Source organism: Nocardioides lacusdianchii (assembly GCF_020102855.1).
GTDB classification, from domain to species: domain Bacteria; phylum Actinomycetota; class Actinomycetes; order Propionibacteriales; family Nocardioidaceae; genus Nocardioides; species Nocardioides lacusdianchii.
The window spans coordinates 35,594-52,168 of sequence record NZ_JADHZD010000023.1 but is presented as its reverse complement, the minus strand read 5'-3'; the positions used below and the strand labels follow the sequence as shown (position 1 = coordinate 52,168).

20 protein-coding genes are annotated in these 16,575 nt (G+C 73.2%); 5 read left to right on the top strand and 15 right to left on the bottom strand.

Going from position 1 to position 16,575, the window contains the following annotated elements; all coding sequences use genetic code 11:
• Window positions 1-216: 216 nt before the first annotated feature.
• Together IRX98_RS20855 and IRX98_RS20850 are read right to left on the bottom strand one after the other, a co-directional pair.
• Window positions 217-639 carry a Fur family transcriptional regulator gene (locus IRX98_RS20855; protein WP_224280091.1) on the bottom strand — a complete coding sequence of 141 codons (423 nt, stop codon included), beginning with the start codon at window positions 637-639 and terminating at the stop codon, window positions 217-219.
• 52 nt (window positions 640-691) lie between these two features.
• A complete protein-coding gene (locus tag IRX98_RS20850) occupies window positions 692-1,582 on the bottom strand; it encodes an EamA family transporter (protein ID WP_224280089.1) in 891 nt (296 codons plus the stop codon).
• An 82-nt stretch (window positions 1,583-1,664) separates the two neighbouring features.
• Between IRX98_RS20850 and IRX98_RS20845 the strand changes: the two genes are divergently transcribed.
• Window positions 1,665-2,528 (top strand): LysR family transcriptional regulator, encoded by an 864-nt coding sequence (locus IRX98_RS20845; RefSeq protein WP_224280087.1) that lies wholly within the window; start codon window positions 1,665-1,667, stop codon window positions 2,526-2,528.
• Here IRX98_RS20845 and IRX98_RS20840 read toward each other — a convergent pair whose 3' ends face one another.
• Window positions 2,529-3,332: an IclR family transcriptional regulator gene (locus IRX98_RS20840; RefSeq protein WP_224280085.1), complete on the bottom strand. Its 804-nt coding sequence runs from the start codon at window positions 3,330-3,332 to the stop codon at window positions 2,529-2,531.
• 41 nt (window positions 3,333-3,373) lie between these two features.
• Between IRX98_RS20840 and IRX98_RS20835 the strand changes: the two genes are divergently transcribed.
• Together IRX98_RS20835 and IRX98_RS20830 are read left to right on the top strand one after the other, a co-directional pair.
• Window positions 3,374-3,556: a FixH family protein gene (locus IRX98_RS20835; RefSeq protein ID WP_224280083.1), complete on the top strand. Its 183-nt coding sequence runs from the start codon at window positions 3,374-3,376 to the stop codon at window positions 3,554-3,556.
• 63 nt (window positions 3,557-3,619) lie between these two features.
• Window positions 3,620-4,525: a helix-turn-helix domain-containing protein gene (locus tag IRX98_RS20830; RefSeq protein ID WP_224280081.1), complete on the top strand. Its 906-nt coding sequence runs from the start codon at window positions 3,620-3,622 to the stop codon at window positions 4,523-4,525.
• Window positions 4,526-4,545: 20 nt separating this feature from the next.
• On the opposite strand, the gene IRX98_RS20825 is transcribed toward IRX98_RS20830, so the two are convergent.
• The 7 genes from IRX98_RS20825 to IRX98_RS20795 form a co-directional block, all read right to left on the bottom strand.
• Window positions 4,546-5,394, bottom strand: coding sequence for an alpha/beta fold hydrolase (locus tag IRX98_RS20825; RefSeq protein WP_224280079.1), 849 nt, complete (start codon window positions 5,392-5,394; stop codon window positions 4,546-4,548).
• Between the two features lie 34 nt (window positions 5,395-5,428).
• A complete protein-coding gene (locus IRX98_RS20820; protein WP_224280077.1) occupies window positions 5,429-5,770 on the bottom strand; it encodes a DUF2200 domain-containing protein in 342 nt (113 codons plus the stop codon).
• Window positions 5,771-5,803: 33 nt separating this feature from the next.
• On the bottom strand, window positions 5,804-6,361 hold the full coding sequence (locus IRX98_RS20815; RefSeq protein WP_224280075.1) for a hypothetical protein: 558 nt from the start codon (window positions 6,359-6,361) through the stop codon (window positions 5,804-5,806).
• A 137-nt stretch (window positions 6,362-6,498) separates the two neighbouring features.
• Entirely contained in the window at window positions 6,499-7,095 is a 597-nt protein-coding gene (locus IRX98_RS20810; RefSeq protein ID WP_224280073.1) for a DUF3618 domain-containing protein, read from the bottom strand.
• The gene (locus IRX98_RS20805; RefSeq protein WP_224280071.1) at window positions 7,071-7,490 is read right to left on the bottom strand and encodes a phage holin family protein; all 420 of its coding nucleotides are present in this window, start codon (window positions 7,488-7,490) and stop codon (window positions 7,071-7,073) included. Before IRX98_RS20805 ends, IRX98_RS20810 begins: the two co-directional genes overlap by 25 nt.
• Window positions 7,491-7,513: 23 nt before the next feature.
• Window positions 7,514-8,332: a hypothetical protein gene (locus tag IRX98_RS20800; protein ID WP_224280069.1), complete on the bottom strand. Its 819-nt coding sequence runs from the start codon at window positions 8,330-8,332 to the stop codon at window positions 7,514-7,516.
• Window positions 8,329-8,490, bottom strand: a complete 162-nt coding sequence (locus IRX98_RS20795; protein ID WP_224280067.1) for a hypothetical protein — start codon at window positions 8,488-8,490, stop codon at window positions 8,329-8,331. The genes IRX98_RS20800 and IRX98_RS20795 overlap by 4 nt, the downstream gene beginning before the upstream one ends.
• 95 nt (window positions 8,491-8,585) lie before the next feature.
• On the opposite strand from IRX98_RS20795, the gene IRX98_RS20790 reads away from it, so the two are divergent.
• Window positions 8,586-9,713 (top strand): fatty acid desaturase family protein, encoded by a 1,128-nt coding sequence (locus IRX98_RS20790; protein WP_224280065.1) that lies wholly within the window; start codon window positions 8,586-8,588, stop codon window positions 9,711-9,713.
• On the opposite strand, the gene IRX98_RS20785 is transcribed toward IRX98_RS20790, so the two are convergent.
• Together IRX98_RS20785 and IRX98_RS20780 are read right to left on the bottom strand one after the other, a co-directional pair.
• Entirely contained in the window at window positions 9,703-12,375 is a 2,673-nt protein-coding gene (locus tag IRX98_RS20785; RefSeq protein ID WP_224280063.1) for an FAD/NAD(P)-binding protein, read from the bottom strand. The genes IRX98_RS20790 and IRX98_RS20785 overlap by 11 nt on opposite strands.
• A gap of 71 nt (window positions 12,376-12,446) precedes the next feature.
• Window positions 12,447-13,046 carry a GNAT family N-acetyltransferase gene (locus IRX98_RS20780; protein WP_224280061.1) on the bottom strand — a complete coding sequence of 200 codons (600 nt, stop codon included), beginning with the start codon at window positions 13,044-13,046 and terminating at the stop codon, window positions 12,447-12,449.
• A gap of 53 nt (window positions 13,047-13,099) precedes the next feature.
• Here IRX98_RS20780 and IRX98_RS20775 point away from each other — a divergent pair, with 53 nt between their 5' ends.
• Window positions 13,100-13,801: an aspartate/glutamate racemase family protein gene (locus IRX98_RS20775; RefSeq protein ID WP_224280057.1), complete on the top strand. Its 702-nt coding sequence runs from the start codon at window positions 13,100-13,102 to the stop codon at window positions 13,799-13,801.
• Between the two features lie 7 nt (window positions 13,802-13,808).
• On the opposite strand, the gene IRX98_RS20770 is transcribed toward IRX98_RS20775, so the two are convergent.
• From IRX98_RS20770 to IRX98_RS20760, 3 genes are read right to left on the bottom strand one after another with little or no spacing between them, the layout of a single operon-like run.
• Window positions 13,809-14,678 (bottom strand): phosphotransferase family protein, encoded by an 870-nt coding sequence (locus tag IRX98_RS20770; RefSeq protein WP_224280055.1) that lies wholly within the window; start codon window positions 14,676-14,678, stop codon window positions 13,809-13,811.
• 22 nt (window positions 14,679-14,700) lie between these two features.
• Complete coding sequence (locus IRX98_RS20765; RefSeq protein ID WP_224280053.1) at window positions 14,701-15,741, bottom strand: 1-aminocyclopropane-1-carboxylate deaminase; 1,041 nt, start codon at window positions 15,739-15,741, stop codon at window positions 14,701-14,703.
• Window positions 15,738-16,430 (bottom strand): GntR family transcriptional regulator, encoded by a 693-nt coding sequence (locus IRX98_RS20760; protein ID WP_224280051.1) that lies wholly within the window; start codon window positions 16,428-16,430, stop codon window positions 15,738-15,740. The genes IRX98_RS20765 and IRX98_RS20760 overlap by 4 nt, the downstream gene beginning before the upstream one ends.
• Window positions 16,431-16,575 lie beyond the last annotated feature (145 nt).

The window sequence follows — 16,575 nt, the reverse complement described above, 5'->3', positions numbered from 1 at the left end:
GGCCTCAGCCTGGGTGATGCCCTCGGTCTCGATCGCGGTGATGACCAGCCTTGCCTTCGACACAGGCCAGCATCGAGTTTCCTATGTCGTGAGACATGGGTTTCCTATGTCCTGAGCCAGCACACTGCCCCCGCTACAAAGAGACGAAGGCCCGGACCAGATGGTCCGGGCCTTCGTCGTTCGTGCTGGACGCGCGGCCTGCCGGGCGGGTCGGGGCTAGTCGCCGGCGCCGGTCCGGCAGGCCGAGCAGGTGCCGAAGAGTTCGAGGGTGTGGCTGACGTCGCTGAAGCCGTGCTGCGCGGCGGTGTCGTCGGCCCACCTCTCGACGGCCGGCCCGCTGATCTCTACGGTCGTGCCGCAGGAGCGGCACACCAGGTGGTGGTGGTGGCTCTCGCCGCAGGCGCGGTAGCGCGCCTCGTTGCCCTCGCCGCGCAGCACGTCTGCTTGCTGCGTGTCGACGAGCGTCTGGAGGGCGCGGTAGACCGTGGCGAGTCCCACCGATGTCCCACCGGCGCGGACGGCCGCGTGGATGTCCTGCGCGCTGCGGAAGTCGCTGCTGCGCCGCAGCTCGTCACGGACCGCACGGAACTGGCGCGTCGAGCGCTCGCGGACGGGACCCGACGGGGGTGCTGCGCTCACACGTCCTCGCTCACGGGGTCTGGTCCAGGGCATCCACGCCGTACCCCCGCGGTCAGGCCGGTGCGGGTGCGCCGCGGCCCGTCTCCGCGCCGACGGCGTCCGGAGCCGTACGCGCTCCGCTGCGCTCGGCACCGATGCCCGCGACGACGACGAGGGCCACGCCCACCACGGCCAGCGCGTCCGGCACCTGGCTCAGCACCACGAGTCCGATCGTGAGGGCGAAGGCCGGCTCCAGGGCCATCAGCGTGCCGAAGGCGCCCGCCGTGAGCCGGCGCAGCGCCAGCAGCTCGAGGGCGAACGGCACGACCGGCAGCAGGACCGCGAGGCCCAGGCCGGCCAGCAGCAGCTCCGGGGTCAGGTCGCCGACCACGCCCGGCCCCGCGACGAGCGTGGCGACGAGTGCCGCCACGGGCATCGAGATCGCCAGGCCGCCGAGCCCGGTGACGGCGTCGCCCACGCGCTGCGTCAGCAGGATGTACGCCGCCCAGCACACGGCCGCCGCGAGGGCGAAGCCGACACCCACGGGATCGGCCTCGCCCGACCAGGGCTGGGTCAGGCACACCACGCCAGCGGCTGCCAGCAGGGCCCACGCCCGGCCGGCGCCCCGCGAGCGCACCACGGCGATGGACAGGGGGCCGAGGAACTCCAGCGCGCTGGCGGTGCCCAGGGGCAGGCGGGCGATCGCGGCCATGAAGAAGAGCGTCACCGCGCCGGTGGCCACGCCCAGGGCGGTCGCGGCGACCAGGGCCTCACGGGTGTAGTCGCGCAGGCGTGGTCGGACCAGCACCAGCATCAGGACGCCCGCCCAGGCCAGGCGAAGCCACGCCGCACCCGAGGAGCCGAGGTCGTCGATGAGCCCGACGGAAGCGGCGAGCCCCAGCTGGACGCAGAGCATGGCGACGACGGCCATCGAGGCGCCCGAGCGGGCGGGGGAGGGGGTCATGGGTCCAGTGAAGGCCAGCCCAATCGTTCGCGTCCACGTGACTTTGCTGGACAGACCGTTCAGCAGGGCGCGACAATCCGGCGTGGACGTGCGCCGCCTGACGATGCTGCTCGAGCTCTCCCGGCTCGGGTCGATGCACGAGGTCGCCGACGCCCTCGGCACCACGACGTCGAGCGTCTCGCAGGGGATCGCCGCGCTGGCCCGTGACGCAGGCGTGGCCCTGCTGGAGCCCGACGGCCGTCGCGTCCGGCTGACCCCGGCCGGACGACGGCTGGCCGAGCACGCGGTGGCGATCCTGGCCGCCGTCGACGCCGCGCGGCTCGACCTCGATCCATCGGCCGAGCCGCGGGGGACGCTGCGCGTGGCGGGGTTCGCCTCCGCCGTCCGGCGCTCGCTGCTGCCGGCGGTCGACGACCTGCGCGTGCGGCACCCCGGCATCGAGGTGCGCATCCACGAGCACGAGCCGCTCGAGGCCTTCGACCTGCTGGCGCGCGACGAGGTCGACCTCGCCCTGGTCTACGACTACGACCTCGCCCCGGCCGCATGGCGCGAGGACCACGAGGTCGTGCCGCTGTGGCGTGTCGAGTGGGGTGTCGGCGTGCCCACGCGCGATCGCGGTCTGACCCTGGCCGACCTCGCCGACCGGGACTGGATCGTGAACTCCCGCAACACCGCCGACGAGGACGCGCTGCGCACCCTCGCCTCGCGCGCCGGCTTCACCCCGCGCGTGGTCCACCGCATCGACTCCCTCGAGCTGGTCGACGACCTCGTGGTCGCGGGCGGGGGAGTCGGCCTGCTCCCGCGGGGACGGACGTCGCGGCGCGGGGTGAGCGTCATCCGGCTGCGCGACCCGGGCCTGGTGCTGAGGGCGTACGCCGTCACGCGCCGCGGCCGCGACGGGTGGGCGCCGCTGCGCGCGGTGCTGGAGCGGCTCACCGAGCGGTGATCAGCGCACCAGGCTGTTGCCGTTGACGGCGGCGACGCGGGCGCGCACGCTCAGCAGGGTCTCGATGATGAGGTCCTCGCGACCGTTGTCGAGGCGGCTGATCGGCACGGCCACGCTGAGCGCGTCGACCGCCTGCGGGCCGAAGGGCAGCGCCACGCCGAAGCAGCGCACGCCCATGCAGGACTCCTCGCTCTCGGTGGCGTAGCCCTGCACGACGGCGCGCTCGATGATCTCGAGGACGGCGTCCTTGTCGGTGGTGGTGTTGGGGGTGATCGCGGCGATCGACTCCGGCACCATGTCGCGGCGCTGCTCCAGCGGCAGCTCGGCGAGCAGCGCGCGGCCCAGCGAGGTGGCGTACGCCGGCAGCCGCCGCCCGACCGCGGAGTGCATGCGCAGCGGGTGGATCGACTCGCGCTTGGCGGTGTAGATGACGTCGGAGCCGTCGAGGCGGCCGAGGTGGACGGTCTCGCCGGTGGTCGCGTTGACCTCGTCGAGGACCGACGCCGCGCGGGCGAGGACCGGGTCGCCGTCGAGGTAGGCGGAGCTGACCACGAGGGAGTGGATGCCGAGCTGGTAGACGCTGCCGGTCGGGTCGGTCTGCAGCCAGCCGCGGTCGACCATGGTGCGCAGGAGCGCGTGCAGGCTGCTCTTGGGGATGCTCAGCCGCGTCGAGAGCTGGAGCTGGGTGCCGGGCCCGTTGGCCGCGATCTCGTCGAGCAGGTCGAGGGCCCGCGCCGCGGACTTGACCGGACCGGCGGACGGGACCCCCTGCCCCGCTCCGACGATGGTAGCGCGAGTTCGCATACATGGACACACGTTCAACCGCTTGACCAGTGACCCGGGGGGTGAGCCTGTCGACCGAGGAGGTCGACCTCGGCGAGGTGGCCCTGACCAACCAGGGGCCGGGCGTCTACGCCGGCGAGGTCGTGCTGCCGACCGGCGGCGACTGGAAGGTGCAGGTCTCCCTGCGCACCACCGAGTTCGACAACCCCGTGCGGAGCGTGGTGCTCGAGGTGCCCCCCGGCTGAGTCCGGACCACACGGCAATTCCGGTCGGGTGCCACGGGTGTGTGCTGTCGCAGACTGGGCCGCATGAACGCGCCACGTCGTGATCGCCTCCGCGAGCTCCTCGACGCCGTCCTCGACGGGGAGGACGCCACGCTCGCCGACATGGCGTCGCGTGCGCACGCCTCGCCCCACCACTTCAACCGCCTGCTGCGGCGCGACGCGGGGGAGCCCCCGGTGGCGATGCGGCGCCGGGTGGTCCTCGAGCGCGCGGCGTGGCGCATCGCGGGCGGCACGAGCGTCACCGAGGCCGCCTTCGAGGCGGGCTACGAGTCGGTGGAGGGCTTCGCCCGCGCCTATTCCCGCGCCTTCGGTCATCCGCCGAGCACGCCGGCAGCCGGTCACTGGCTGCCGGCGCCCAACGGCATCCACTTCCACCCGCCCATGTCCTTGTGGGTCCAGTCCACGGAGCACGCGATGAACCCGATCACCGAGCACCTCGTCCGCCACGACCTCGACGACACCCGGCACCTGGTCGACCTCGCTCAGGGGGTCGCGCCCGAGGACTACGCCGCGACCCGCCTCCCGGGCCTGCAGGTGCTCGGGTTCGACGGCAGTGACGAGACGCTGGCCGAGCTGCTCGAGCACCTGGTCGCGACGAAGGAGATCTGGCTGGCCGCGATCGAGGGCGCGGACCTCCCGCAGGGCGGCGACACCAGCGCCGCCGGCCTGCTCGCGCGCCACGACGTGGTGGCACAGCGCTGGCTGGCGACCGTGCGCGACCTCGACAGTCGGGGAGCGTGGGACGACCGGCTCGTCGACGCCCTCTGCGACCCACCGGAGAGCTTCGTGATGGCGAGCGTCTTCGCCCACGTGGTGACGTACGCCGCCGCGCGACGCCAGCTGGCCCGCCACCTGCTGCGCGGTCTCGGCGTCGCGGTCGACGACGGCGACCCGATCACCTGGCTGCGTCGCCAGCGCGGCGAGGAGTGACGCCCGACGTCACCGGTCGGTCACGTCCTCCGCTCGGCATCGAGCACGTGCCTGCGCACCTCGCGTGCGACCACCCCGGGGTGGGTGCGGGGGGCCCAGTGCCCGGCGGGGAGGCTCACCCGTCGGAGGTCGTGGCACCACGGGTCGCTCGCGGCGAGGGCACCGTGACGGATGGCGAGGTCGCGGGTGAGCTCGAGCTGCAGCACCGGCACGGACGTACGTCGCTCACGCGGGCGACGGGTTGCCGCACCGAGGTTGCCGCGGTAGTAGCGCAGGCCCGACACGGCGTCGCGGTCACCGACGAGCCGCAGCACGGGCGGAGCGAGTGGAGAGACCAGGAGGGGGACGTAGGAGGACGACACCACCTGGCTCGCCACTCCTGCGACACGACCGGGGGTCGGGCGCTGGAGCGTCCCCCGCATCCAGGCGGCCACGTGGTCCAGGTTCGGCCCGCTGATGGAGGTGAAGGACGCGATCCGGTGCTCGGCCCCGGGCTCGCAGACGGCCTCCCACGCCTGGACCGATCCCCAGTCGTGCCCCACCACGTGGACCGGTCGGTCCGGGGAGGCGTCGTCCAGCACGGCCATGAGGTCGGCAGCGAGACGGGGGAGTGCGAAGGCGGGGTCAGGCGCCCGGGTGGGTGAGAGTCCCTGCCCGCGCGTGTCGTAGGCGATGACGCGCAGCTCGTGGGAGAGGTGGCGTGCCAGGCGCGTCCAGAGGAGGTGGGTGTCGGGGTATCCGTGGACCAGCACGACCGGTGGTGCGGTCGGGTCGCCGACCTCGTGCACGGCGAGCTCGACACCGTCGCCGACGACGGTGTGCTGGCGCCACTGGAGGGGAGGAGGGGGCCGGTGTGCTGCGACGTCCATGCTGCGGGGTACCCACCGACGGGCACCCGCACACTCAGCCGCGCAGCACCTTCTCCATCGGGCGGCCCTTGGCCAGCTCGTCGACGAGCTTGTCGAGGTAGCGGATCCGGCGCATGAGCGGGTCTTCGACCTCCTGCACCTTCACCCCGCACACGGACCCGGTGATCTGGTCGACGTGGGGGTTGAGCTGCGCCTGGTCGAAGAAGTCCGCGAAGGTGGTGCCCTGCTCGAGGTGCTCGGCCAGCGTGGCGGCGTCGAAGCCGGTCAGCCACCCGATCACCTCGTCGACCTCCGCCCGCGTGCGTCCCTTGCGCTCGGCCTTCGCCACGTAGTGGGGGTAGACCGAGGCGACGCTCGTGGTGAAGATGCGGTGCATGTCCCGAGGATAGGGCGCCGGACCGACGCCCGGTCAGCCCTTGTCGGTGTCCGCGGCCCGGCGCAGCACGTCGGACTCGCTCTTCACGGCCTTCACCGTGGCGGGGTCCATCAAGGGCTCGGTGCCCGGCTGGTGCAGGTCGGTCTCGGTGGTGTCCGGGTTCGTCGCGTCGCCTGCGGCAGGGATGCCCGAGGGCGTGCGGAGGACGTCCTCCGCCTCCGCCTCCGTCAGTCCGAGCGCGGGTGCCATCACGGCTGCCTTCTTCGACGGAGCCTTCTTCCGGGCCGGGGCCTTCTTGCTGGCCGGTCCCTTGCGGGCCGGGGGCTTCGTGGGGGTCGCCTCGGCGATGGGCACCTCTGCCATGGCGACGTCGGTGTCGAGGGTGCGGCGTCTCGCCGGCGGCACGTCCGTGCTGGCCGCCCACGACGACTGCTGTGGGGACGGTCCGGTCACGCGGCCGACGGCCCAGCCGAGCACGCGGATCGTCGTGCGTGCGCCTGAGGTGGCAAGGCCGGCCGCCGTGCCGGCCGCGGCCGCGGCGACGTGGGCGGGGAGCGTGATGACTCCTGAGACCAGGCTGGTGGGGTTCACGGTGATCCTCTCGTCGACGAACAGTCAGTACACACGCACGTACCCCGCTGCGCGATTCGCAGACAGTGGCGTGGGCCACGACGCACGAGCCGGCCCGCCCCTCGGGGACGGACCGGCTCGGGAAGTGAGCCGGAGGCTCAGGAGCTGGTCTGGGAGCGGACCTCGTCCACGCCCGACTGTCCTTCCGACTTCACCGTGGCGGCGCTGTCAGAGGCGCTGTCCTTGACCTCCTGGGCGGCCTGCGTCGCCGTGTCCTTCACCTCGGCGGCGACGTCCTGGGCCACCGACCGCGCCTGGTCCACGACCGGCTGGCCGTGCTCCTTGGCGGCGTCGACGACGTGGCCTGCGGCCACCGCCTCCTTCTCGGACGCGGGGATCAGCGCCGACACGATCACTCCGGCACCGAAGGCGACCAGTCCGGCGGCCAGGGGCGCGCCCTGCACCTTGTCCTGCGCGGTGCTGACGGTGTCGTGGGCCGTGCCCTTGACGGAGTCGACGGCGCCGGCGGCGGAGTCCTTCGCGGACCCGGCCGTGCCGGACGTCGAGGAGCCGACGCCGTGGGCGGTGCCCATGACCTTGTCGCGGACGCCGAGCACCCGGCTGCGGGCCGCCTGCTTGCGCCGTTCGACGATGGCCGACGGGCTCATCCGGTCCTGCAGCGCGTCGACGTCGGTCGTCATCGACTGACGCGTCTGCTCGATCTCTGCCCTCAGTTCTTCTGTGCTCTGGCCCATGCTGCGTCCTCCTTGAGTGTCTGCTGCGTCTCCGGCAGCTGCGGGTGTGCGTTCTTGAGCTCCTTGCGGCCCCGGGCCGCGAGGACGGCGCCGACGATCGCCCACAGGATCGTGACGATCAGGAACGCCAGCTCGACGGGCATCCAGTTGTCGAGCAGGTAGGCGAGGGCGAAGGATCCGAGGATCAACGCGAGCAGGCCGGCGATGCCGGCACCGCCGAGCATCCCGGCACCCTTCCCGGCCTTGGTCGCCTCTTCCTTCATCTCGGTGCGCGCCAGCTCGAGCTCCTGCTTGACCAAGGTGGTCAGGTCGTTGCTCAGGTCGCCGACGATCTCGCCCAGGCTGCGGCTGTCACCGGTCCCGGTGCTCGCCCCGGCGATGTGCGAACCGCTCATCGGTTCGGTCCCCATGGCGCCCGTCACAGCGGGTCCTGGGTGCGCTGGCCGTAGGAGTCCGACGTGGTCGGGTCCAGGCTCGACGGGGTGTTGAGCGTCGGCGCGGTCGTCGCCGGGCCGTCGTGGTCACCCGTGCGCGGGGCGGGCTGGACGGGCGTGGCCATCGGACCCGTCCCGACGCCCGTGCCGACGCCCGTGCCGTAGGTCGCGCCGTACGTCCCGGTGCCGGTCCCGCTGCCACCGGACTCGGCGAGGGATGCCGCGGCCGCACCATCGGCGGTCGCGCGGAACATACGTCCGGCCACGACCCCCGCAGCGAGCGCGCCGAGCAGGAAGGTGCCGGGCCGGCGCCGCGCGAAGTCGCGGGCGTCGTCGAGGAGCTGCGCGGGCTCGCGGCTCTCCAGGTGGCTGCCGAGCGCGCGGACGCGGTCGGAGACCTCCTGGGCGAGGTCGGTCGCCATGCCCTGCGACGGGCCCTGCCCCTGCGCCATCTGCTGCAGGTCGTCACCGAGGGTGCGGAGGGTCTCCGACAGCTTGTCGCGGCCGGTGGTCGCCTGGTCGCTCAGCTGCGTGGTGACCTGCTGCTTCGCCTCGCCCACGACGTTGCGGGCCTGCTCGGCGGCAGTGCCGGCGACGTTGAGCGCCTCGTCCTTGGCGGTGCCGGCCACCTGCTTGCCCTGGTCGGCCGCGGTGGAGGCCGTCTCCTTGGCCTTGTCGGTCGTGCCACTGGTTCCGGTGGAGCCAGCGGCGCCGGAGCTGTAGCCGGTCGCGTCGTAGCCGCCGAGATCGGTCGTGCCAGTGGTGCCGGTCGTGCTCAGGGGGTCATTTCCGTAGGTCGTCATGCGTCCTCCTCGGAGTGGGTGGTGGTGGTGCCTGTGCCCGGATCGGGATCGGGATCGCTGGCCGGCTCGGAATCCGGCTGGAGCTGGTCCTGATCGGGTTCCTGCCCGTCCGGCGACGGCGGATCTGCGTCCTGGTCGTGGTCGGTCTGGTGGGTCATGCACGTTCGGTACCCAGCGGATCGCGTCGCACCCCACCCCTTCGGAGGCAATTCCGACGATGCATGGCATCCGTGCCCGTGGGGCACTGGGAGCGATGGCCTTCCTGCAGCACTCCCCGGTCCGACGCTCCTACGCCGACCTCACCGACGACGAGGTGGAGGAGATCGGCCGCACCCTGGACGTCCTGCGCGAGGAGGTGCTGGCCGACCGCGGCACCCGCGACGCGGCGTACATCCGTCGGATGATCGCGGTGCAGAGGAGCCTCGAGGTAGCCGGGCGGGTGGTGCTGCTGGGCAGCCGCAGCCGTACGGCGTGGTGGCTGGGCACGGCCTCGCTCACCCTGGCGAAGGTGCTCGACAACATGGAGATCGGGCACAACGTGCTGCACGGGCAGTGGGACTGGATGCGCGACCCGCGGATCCACTCCTCGACGTGGGACTGGGACTACGCCTCGGCGCCCGCGCAGTGGAAGCGGGCCCACAACGACCGCCACCACGTGAACACCAACGTGATCGGCATGGACAACGACCTGGGCTACGGCATCATGCGCGTCGACGAGGCCCAGCAGTGGGAGCCGCGCCACCTCGTGCAGCCGTTGCTGAACCTGGTCAACGCGTGCATCTTCGAGTACGGCATCGCGACCTATGACCTGGACCTCGGTGAGGCCCTGCGCCGGCGCGAGGGCTTCTCGCCGGAGAAGAAGGAGGAGATGCGCACCACCGGGCGTCGTGCAGCGCGCTCGGCCTTCCGGGACTACGTGCTGCACCCGCTGCTGTCCGCCCCGACGCGGTCCTCGCGCACCACCCTGACCGCCAACGTCGTCGCCAACCTGGCCCGCAACGTGTGGAGCCACTCGGTCATCATGTGCGGCCACTTCCCCGAGGGGGTGGAGACGTTCGAGGTCGCCGAGGTCGACGAGGCGGAGACCCGCGGACGGTGGTACGTGCGCCAGATGCTCGGCTCGGCCGACATCTCGGGCCCGTGGCTGCTGCACGTGCTCTGCGGCAACCTCTCGCACCAGATCGAGCACCATGTGTTCCCCGACCTCCCGAGCAACCGCTACCGCGAGGTCGCCGGTCCGGTGCGCGAGCTCTTCGAGCGGCACGGGCTGGTGTACCACAGCAGGCCGCTGCTGCGACAGGTCGCGAGCGCGTGGCACAAGGTCCTGCGGCTGTCGCTCCCGCCGCGGGAGAGGGCGGACGCCCGGCCGGTCACCGCCTGACGGCTGTCTTCGTGAGGGCAGCTCGGCGCCTCGCGTCGAGGGCCGACGCGCGTCGTGAGAGGCGTACGTCGAGGAGGTCGGCCGCCTCGCCGGTCCGCCCGGCCATCGCGAGCGCGTGCACGAGGGTGTCCTCCACGACCTCGCGCTGCGCTCGGCTGCCGCCGAGCGGCTCCATCGAGCCGACCACGCCCGTCAGCGTCGCGGCGGCGGCGTTCCACCGCTCGGCGACGACCTGCGCCAGCCCGTGGCACAGCGGAGTGACGACGTCGCGCAGCACCCGGTCCTCGCTCGCGGACGCGTGCGCTGCCAGCCCGGCCAGTCCCGCGGCGTCGCCGGTCCCGGCCAGCAGCACAGCAGCGTGCATGGCCGCGAACGGCGTCGTCGGCGCGACCAGCCACTCCTCGGGCGCCGCGGCACGGACGTCGGTGACGGCCAGGTCGTCGGTCCACGCGCCGGTCACCCGGCCGCGCCACAGCAGCGCCCCGCTGTCGACGACGACCCGGCTGCCGCCCACGGCCGGCGGTGCGAGCTCGCGGGCGTAGCGACGGCGTACGGCGTCGACGTCGTCCTGCATCAGCTCGTGCAGGGCCGCGTGCCACGAGAAGTGCGAGCGGTGGTTGGCCTCCGGACCCCGGGTGCGGATCCACTCGTCGAGCCAGGCCAGCCCGGCGGAGTGCTGCCCGGTCTCGTAGAACACGTGGGCCCGGGCGTGGACGGCGTGCCCGGAGGCGGGCTCCACCGACAGCGCGTAGGACGAGAGGTCCTCGGCCTCGGCCCAGCGCTCCTGGTCCTGCCGCACGAACGCCAGCTGGCCGGCGTACCACCAGTCGTCACCGTAGGAGCGGCCCAGCGACTCGACCAGCTCGGCGGTCTGCGCGCCGCTGGTGAGGCCGCCGAAGGCGACGGTCGGCACCGCGACGCTGACGGCGAGCGCGTCGCGGGGGAAGAGGCGTACGTGTCGCAGCAGGGCCGCGGCGCCGGTCGGCTCGTCGGAGCGCAGTCGGGTGGTCACCGCGTCGAGGAAGGAGCTCTCGCGGTCGTCGAGGTGACGCCCGGCAGCGGCGCGGTGCGCGGCCCGCAGTGAGGCGCGCCAGTGGGTGTTCGTGCCCCACTCGTGCCCGAGGAGCGCCAGCGCGGCGTGCGCCTGCACGAAGCCGGGATCGGCCTCCACCGCCTGTCGCAGGCCCTCCTCCGCGCCGTCCTGGAGGCGCAGCAGGCGGCCGAGCGCGGCGTTGTAGCGACGGGCGGCGCGCCGGTCGGTGGAGAGGGTGAGGCCGTAGGGGTCGACCGGGCGTCGGCGGGACTCGCCGTGCAGGGCGCGCGCGACCGAGCGTGCGACGTCGTAGGCCTGCTCGCGGATCTCGGGCATCGCCGTGGACTCCCACAGGTTGCCGCGTCGCAGCGAGCCGACGGCGAGGAACGGTCGGGTGGCCGGCAGGGTGCCCAGGACCCGGCCGTCGTCCGCGGTGTCGATGCCCAGGCCGGCCGGACCGGGGCGCACCAGGCCGGTGCGGGCCAGACGCGTCAGGAGCGGGTCGGCGGTGATGGAGCCGACGGGACCGGTGCAGTTGACCACCGCCGCCACGGCCATCTCCGTGCCGTCGTCGAGGGTGACGTGCAGCGCGTCGTCCGCGGGGCGTACGGCCGCGATGATGCCGCGGTGCCGGACCAGGCGACCCGAGTCGGTGACCGCGCCGAGGCGACGTGCGGTCATCGGTGCCATCCGGTGGCGGTGCACGTCCCACCTGCGGGCGTCCTCGGTGAGGAAGCGTCGCTTGTCGGACTCCGACAGCCCGCGCCACAGCTGCGCGGTGACCGGGCGGAGGCCGTCGATCGCGGCCCGCCAGTCGCCGGTCGTCGCCACCGTCTGGGCGACGTGGTCGCCGAGGGTCGCCCGCAGCGCGTCGAGGCCCTCGGTGCGCGTCACCCCGGGCGGAGGCGACACCGGGGGAGTCGTCGGGAGCACGTGCGGCTGCGGCACGGCGTCGGTGCGGGAGACCACGTGGAGCGTGCGGCCGGGACGGTCGGCGCTGATGGCGAGGTCCACCATGGTCAGCCCCGCGCCCAGCAGCAGCACGTCGCCGGACTCGGGGATCCCCTGCGTCCACGGGTCGGTGACGAGCCGAGGGTCGGCTGCGAGCTCCCCAGGAGCCCAGCGCGTGCCGGGTCGGCTGCCCGTGGCCAGCACAACCGCCCGGGCCTCGAGGAGCTCACCGTCGGACAGCTCGACGACGAATCCGGTCCCGGAGCCGGCGACGTCCACGACGTCGGCGTGACGGCGTACGAGTCGGGCGTTGCCGGGGAACTCCGACGCCGCCGTGAGCAGCCCCTCGAGATAGCGGCCGAAGACGGCGCGGGGGGCGAAGTCCTGGGGCTGGAAGCCCGGGTCGTGGTGGGTGCGCAGCCAGCGCAGGAAGTGCTCGGGGTCGCGCGGGAAGGCGCTCATCCCCGAGGCCGGGACGTTGAGCAGGTGGCGCTCGTCGGTGGTGGAGTAGGCCTGACCGCGGCCCGTCGTCGGTGCCGGGTCGACCAGCTCGACGCTGAAGCGCGACGACAGGGCGGTCACGAGGTGGGTCGCGACCAGCGTGCCCCCGGCCCCTGCGCCGACCACCACGACCCGACAGTCGCCCTCGTTCGTCCCCATCCCGACCTCCAGTGACATTAATGCAGTGACTTACTGGACAAAGGTAGCAACGGTGGTCGCCGGAGGCGAGCCGGCGGCCCTCGGCGTGTTCAGGGGGTGCGTCGGACGACGACCCGGGGGAAGCCGCCGGAGGTCGCGGTGGTCTCCGCGGCGAGGGTGAAGCCGGCGTCCTCGAAGAGCGCGCGGGTGCCGACGTAGGCCATCGTCAGGTCGACCTTCTCGCCACGGTTGTCGACCGGGTAGCCCTCGACGACCGGTGCCCCCTGGTGGGCGGCGTAGGCCACCGCACCCTCGAGCAGCACGTGCGAGATGCCGCGGCCGCGGTGCCCGGGGCGCACCCGGAGGCACCACACCGACCACGCCGGCAGGTCGTCGACGTGCGGGATCTTCGTGGAGCGGGCGAACGGCAGGTCGGCACGCGGCGCGACCGCGGCCCACCCGACGACCTCGTCGCCGTCGTAGGCCAGCACGCCGGGCTTGGTGCGCCGGCGGGTCAGTGCCTCGACGAAGTCGGCGCGCGCCTGGCCTGCGAGCTCCCGGTTGTCCTTGGCCGGGATGCGGTGGCTCAGGCACCAGCAGACGTTGGAGGTGGGGTTCTTCGGGCCGATCATCGTGCGGACGTCGTCGAAGCGGGCGTGGGTGGCCGGGAAGACCCGGAATCCGTCGGTCGTGATCAGCGGTGCTGCCATGGGCGCCACGCTAGACCCGGGGGCCGACAGCGGACGGGTGTTCAATGGCCGCCATGGCGCACGCGATGCGGAAGATCGGCCTGCTCGGCGGGATGAGCTGGGAGAGCTCGGCGCTCTACTACGCGATCGTCAACGAGGCGGTGCGCGAGCGTCTCGGCGGCTACCACTCGGCGCGCGTCGTGATGTCGTCGGTGGACTTCGCGGAGGTCGAGGCGATGCAGGCCGCGGGGGACTGGGCCGCTGCCGGGGACCTGCTCGCGGGCGAGGCGGCGGCGCTCGAGGCGGCGGGTGCGGAGTGCCTCGTGCTCTGCACCAACACGATGCACAAGGTCGCCGACGCCATCGAGGCTGCGACCACGATGCCGCTCGTGCACATCGTCGACGTGACCGCTGCCGCCGCGCGCGCGGCCGGGCTCTGCCGGGTCGCGCTGCTCGGCACCCGCTTCACGATGGAGCAGTCCTTCGTGCGCGACCGCCTGGCCGCCCACGGGGTCGAGGCGCTCGTCCCGTCGGGCGAGGACCTCGAGACGGTGCACCGGGTGATCTACGACGAGCTCGTCCACGGTGTCGTCCGCGAGCCCTCGCGCGCGGCCTACGTCGAGGTGGTCGGCAGGCTGGTGGAGGCCGGCGCCGAGGGCGTTGTGCTCGGCTGCACGGAGATCGAGCTGTTGCTCGGTGCGGACGACGTCGACGTACCCGTCTTCGCCACCACCCGGCTGCACGCGCTCGCCGCGGTCGACCTCGCGCTCGGCTGAGGCCCGCTCAGCCGACCTGCGCGACGACCTCGAGCAGCCAGGCGTCGAGGCGCGCGAGATGCTCGGGTCGCCCGAACATCGGGGGCCGCCCGGGCGGCGGCAGGAAGCCGACGGCATCCATGACGAGCCAGTAGGCGTCGCCGCACCCGCCGGCCGCGTCGGCGTACGCCTCGAGGAAGGCCAGCGCCCGCTCGTCGTCGTGCGCCACGGCGAGGTTCGAGGCGGCGTGCGCCGCGTCCAGCCAGGCGGGACCGGTCGAGGTCTCCACCCAGTCGACCACGCCGCTGATCGCGCCGCCCGACCACAGGAGGTTGCGGTGGCTGAAGTCGCGGTGGAGGAACGTCGGCTCGTACGCCGGAGCCGGCCCGGCCAGCACCTCGAACGCGCGCTCCCACGCGCGCGGGTGGCGGGTCCAGTCCGGCACGACCCGCTTGGCCTCCCACGCCCACGACTGGAAGGTGCGGAACGGGTGCGGGGGGCGCTGCGCGTGGACGGTCGCGAGCAGGTCGGCCATCGCGCGGATCGCCCGGTCGTCGGGGGTGCCCGTCGCCGAGCCGGGCAGGCGGGACATCAGGTGCGCGGCGACGCCCGCCACGGTGCCGTCCGCGTCGAGGGCCAGGCTGGTCGGTGCGGGCACCGGGGTGCCCGCCATCGCGAGCTGGGCGTCCCGCTCGCGGGCGGTGAGCTCGGCACCGTGCGTGCGCCACGGCTCGTTGGTCATCAGCCGCAGCACGGACTCGTTGCCGTCCGCGTGCTGCAGCGCGAGCATCGTCGAGGTCAGCCCGCCCTCGAGGGGATCGGAGGCGACGACCGGGGACCCGACCTCGGACGAGGCCCAGGCCAGGGCGGCGGGCAGGTCGACGGGTCGCTCCGGCATGTGCCCGACGCTAGCGAGTGCTTCAGCCCTGCGCCGGCCAGAGGGAGTGGTAGGCGTTGATCGCGGGCTGCCCGCCGAGGTGCGCGTAGAGCACGTGCGAGTCGGCCGGGATGTCACGCGACTCGACGAGGTCGATGAGCCCGGCGAGCGACTTCCCCTCGTAGACCGGGTCGGTGATCATCGCCTCGAGCTGCGCGCCGAGGGCCATCGCCTCCATCGTCGAGTCGACCGGCAGGCCGTAGAGCTCGCCGGCCCAGCCCTCGAGCACCGTGATCTCGTCGTCGCGCAGGTCGCGGCCGAGCTCGATCAGCTCCGCGGTGTGCCGCGCGATCCGGGCGACCTGGTCGCGGGTCTTCTCGAGCGTGGCGCTCGCGTCGATCCCGATCACCCGGCGGCGTACGCCGGTGAGGTCCTCGAGCGCGGCGAACCCGGCGATCATCCCGGCGTGCGTCGAGCCGGTGACGGTGCAGACCACGATCGTGTCGAAGGTGACGCCGAGCGCCTTCTCCTGCTCGGCGACCTCGAAGGCCCAGTTGGCGAACCCGAGGCCGCCGAGGCGGTGCTCGCTCGCGCCCGCCGGGATGGCGTACGGCGTGCCGCCGGACTCCTCGACCTTGCGGATCGCGTCCTTCCACGAGTCGCGGATGCCGATGTCGAACCCGTGCGGGTCGAGGCGCGAGTCCGCACCCATCATCCGGCTGAGCAGTATGTTGCCGACCTGGGTGTTGGTGGGGTCGTCCCACGGCACCCACTTCTCCTGCACCAGGCGGCACTTGAGGCCGAGGTGGGCGGCGACGGCGGCGACCTGGCGGGTGTGGTTGGACTGGAAGCCGCCGATGGAGACGAGCGTGTCGGCGCCGCTGGCGAGCACGTCGGGGACGATGTACTCCAGCTTGCGGACCTTGTTGCCGCCGAAGGCCAGGCCGCTGTTGACGTCCTCGCGCTTGGCCCACACCTGCGCGCCGCCGCCGCGGGCGGCGAGGTGGTCGCTGAGCCGCCTCAGGTGATGGACCGGCGAGGGGCCGAAGGTCAGCGGGTGGCGGGGGAACTGCTCGAGGATCACGGGGTCTCCTGTGAGGCGGGGTCGGTGTGGGTGTCGGCGTCGGGGATCAGGTCGGCCAGGTTCTGCCAGGTGCGGAAGGCCACGTCCGCCGCGGCCTGCGCGTCGCCATTCGCGCACGCCTCGACCAGCCGGTCGTGCAGCCCGACCGACTCGGTGCCGGCGTGGGAGGCGAAGCGGCGGAGCTCGAGGCGGCGTACGACCGGGCTGAACTGGTCGAGCACCGTGGCCAGTGCACGGTTGCCGGCGACGTCGACCGCCACCTGGTGGAAGTCGTCGTCCGCGGCGAGCGCGGCGACGGTGTCCCTGTCGGCGATGGCTGAGGCGAAGCGACGGTTGGCCGCACGCATCCGGTCGAGGTCGTCGGCAGTGAGCCGGGCGACCGACTCGGCGACGGCGAGGCGGTGCATGGCGACCACGACGGCGTGCGCCTCGCGCACCTCGGCGAGGTCGATCTCGGCGACGACGGTGGAACGTCCGGGGGCGGCGCGGACCAGGCCGCTCTCGCCCAGGCGCAGCAGCGCCTCGCGCACGGGCGTACGACTCACGCCGAGGCGCGCGGCCAGATCGGTGTCGCGCACCACCTCGCCGGGCGCGAGGGTGCCCTCCACGATCAGGTCGCGCAGCCGGTCGTGGACGGTGTCGCGCAGCAGGACGGTGCGGATCGGGGGAGCGTCGACCGGGATGGGCATGCAATATATTGCACATCGGTCACTCTCGAGGTCAAGGGGGTAGTCCAGTGACGAACGGTCGTACAGGCTCCGTCGAGACAGCCATCCGTCACTGGACTATTGGCCCCCGCACGCCGGGACGACCGCCCCGCCGACGGGAACAACC

Bases quoted from the DNA above. Each gene is read 5' to 3' on its own strand.
- IRX98_RS20775 (WP_224280057.1), top strand. From the start codon at position 13,100: ATGGCGCACGCGATGCGGAAGATCGGCCTGCTCGGCGGGATGAGCTGG.
- IRX98_RS20795 (WP_224280067.1), bottom strand. From the start codon at position 8,490: ATGACCCACCAGACCGACCACGACCAGGACGCAGATCCGCCGTCGCCG.
- IRX98_RS20780 (WP_224280061.1), bottom strand. From the start codon at position 13,046: ATGGCAGCACCGCTGATCACGACCGACGGATTCCGGGTCTTCCCGGCC.
- IRX98_RS20820 (WP_224280077.1), bottom strand. From the start codon at position 5,770: ATGCACCGCATCTTCACCACGAGCGTCGCCTCGGTCTACCCCCACTAC.
- IRX98_RS20850 (WP_224280089.1), bottom strand. From the start codon at position 1,582: ATGACCCCCTCCCCCGCCCGCTCGGGCGCCTCGATGGCCGTCGTCGCC.
- IRX98_RS20840 (WP_224280085.1), bottom strand. From the start codon at position 3,332: ATGCGAACTCGCGCTACCATCGTCGGAGCGGGGCAGGGGGTCCCGTCC.
- IRX98_RS20790 (WP_224280065.1), top strand. From the start codon at position 8,586: ATGGCCTTCCTGCAGCACTCCCCGGTCCGACGCTCCTACGCCGACCTC.
- IRX98_RS20785 (WP_224280063.1), bottom strand. From the start codon at position 12,375: ATGTCACTGGAGGTCGGGATGGGGACGAACGAGGGCGACTGTCGGGTC.
- IRX98_RS20805 (WP_224280071.1), bottom strand. From the start codon at position 7,490: ATGAGCGGTTCGCACATCGCCGGGGCGAGCACCGGGACCGGTGACAGC.
- IRX98_RS20825 (WP_224280079.1), bottom strand. From the start codon at position 5,394: ATGGACGTCGCAGCACACCGGCCCCCTCCTCCCCTCCAGTGGCGCCAG.
- IRX98_RS20830 (WP_224280081.1), top strand. From the start codon at position 3,620: ATGAACGCGCCACGTCGTGATCGCCTCCGCGAGCTCCTCGACGCCGTC.
- IRX98_RS20810 (WP_224280073.1), bottom strand. From the start codon at position 7,095: ATGGGCCAGAGCACAGAAGAACTGAGGGCAGAGATCGAGCAGACGCGT.
- IRX98_RS20770 (WP_224280055.1), bottom strand. From the start codon at position 14,678: ATGCCGGAGCGACCCGTCGACCTGCCCGCCGCCCTGGCCTGGGCCTCG.
- IRX98_RS20760 (WP_224280051.1), bottom strand. From the start codon at position 16,430: ATGCCCATCCCGGTCGACGCTCCCCCGATCCGCACCGTCCTGCTGCGC.
- IRX98_RS20800 (WP_224280069.1), bottom strand. From the start codon at position 8,332: ATGACGACCTACGGAAATGACCCCCTGAGCACGACCGGCACCACTGGC.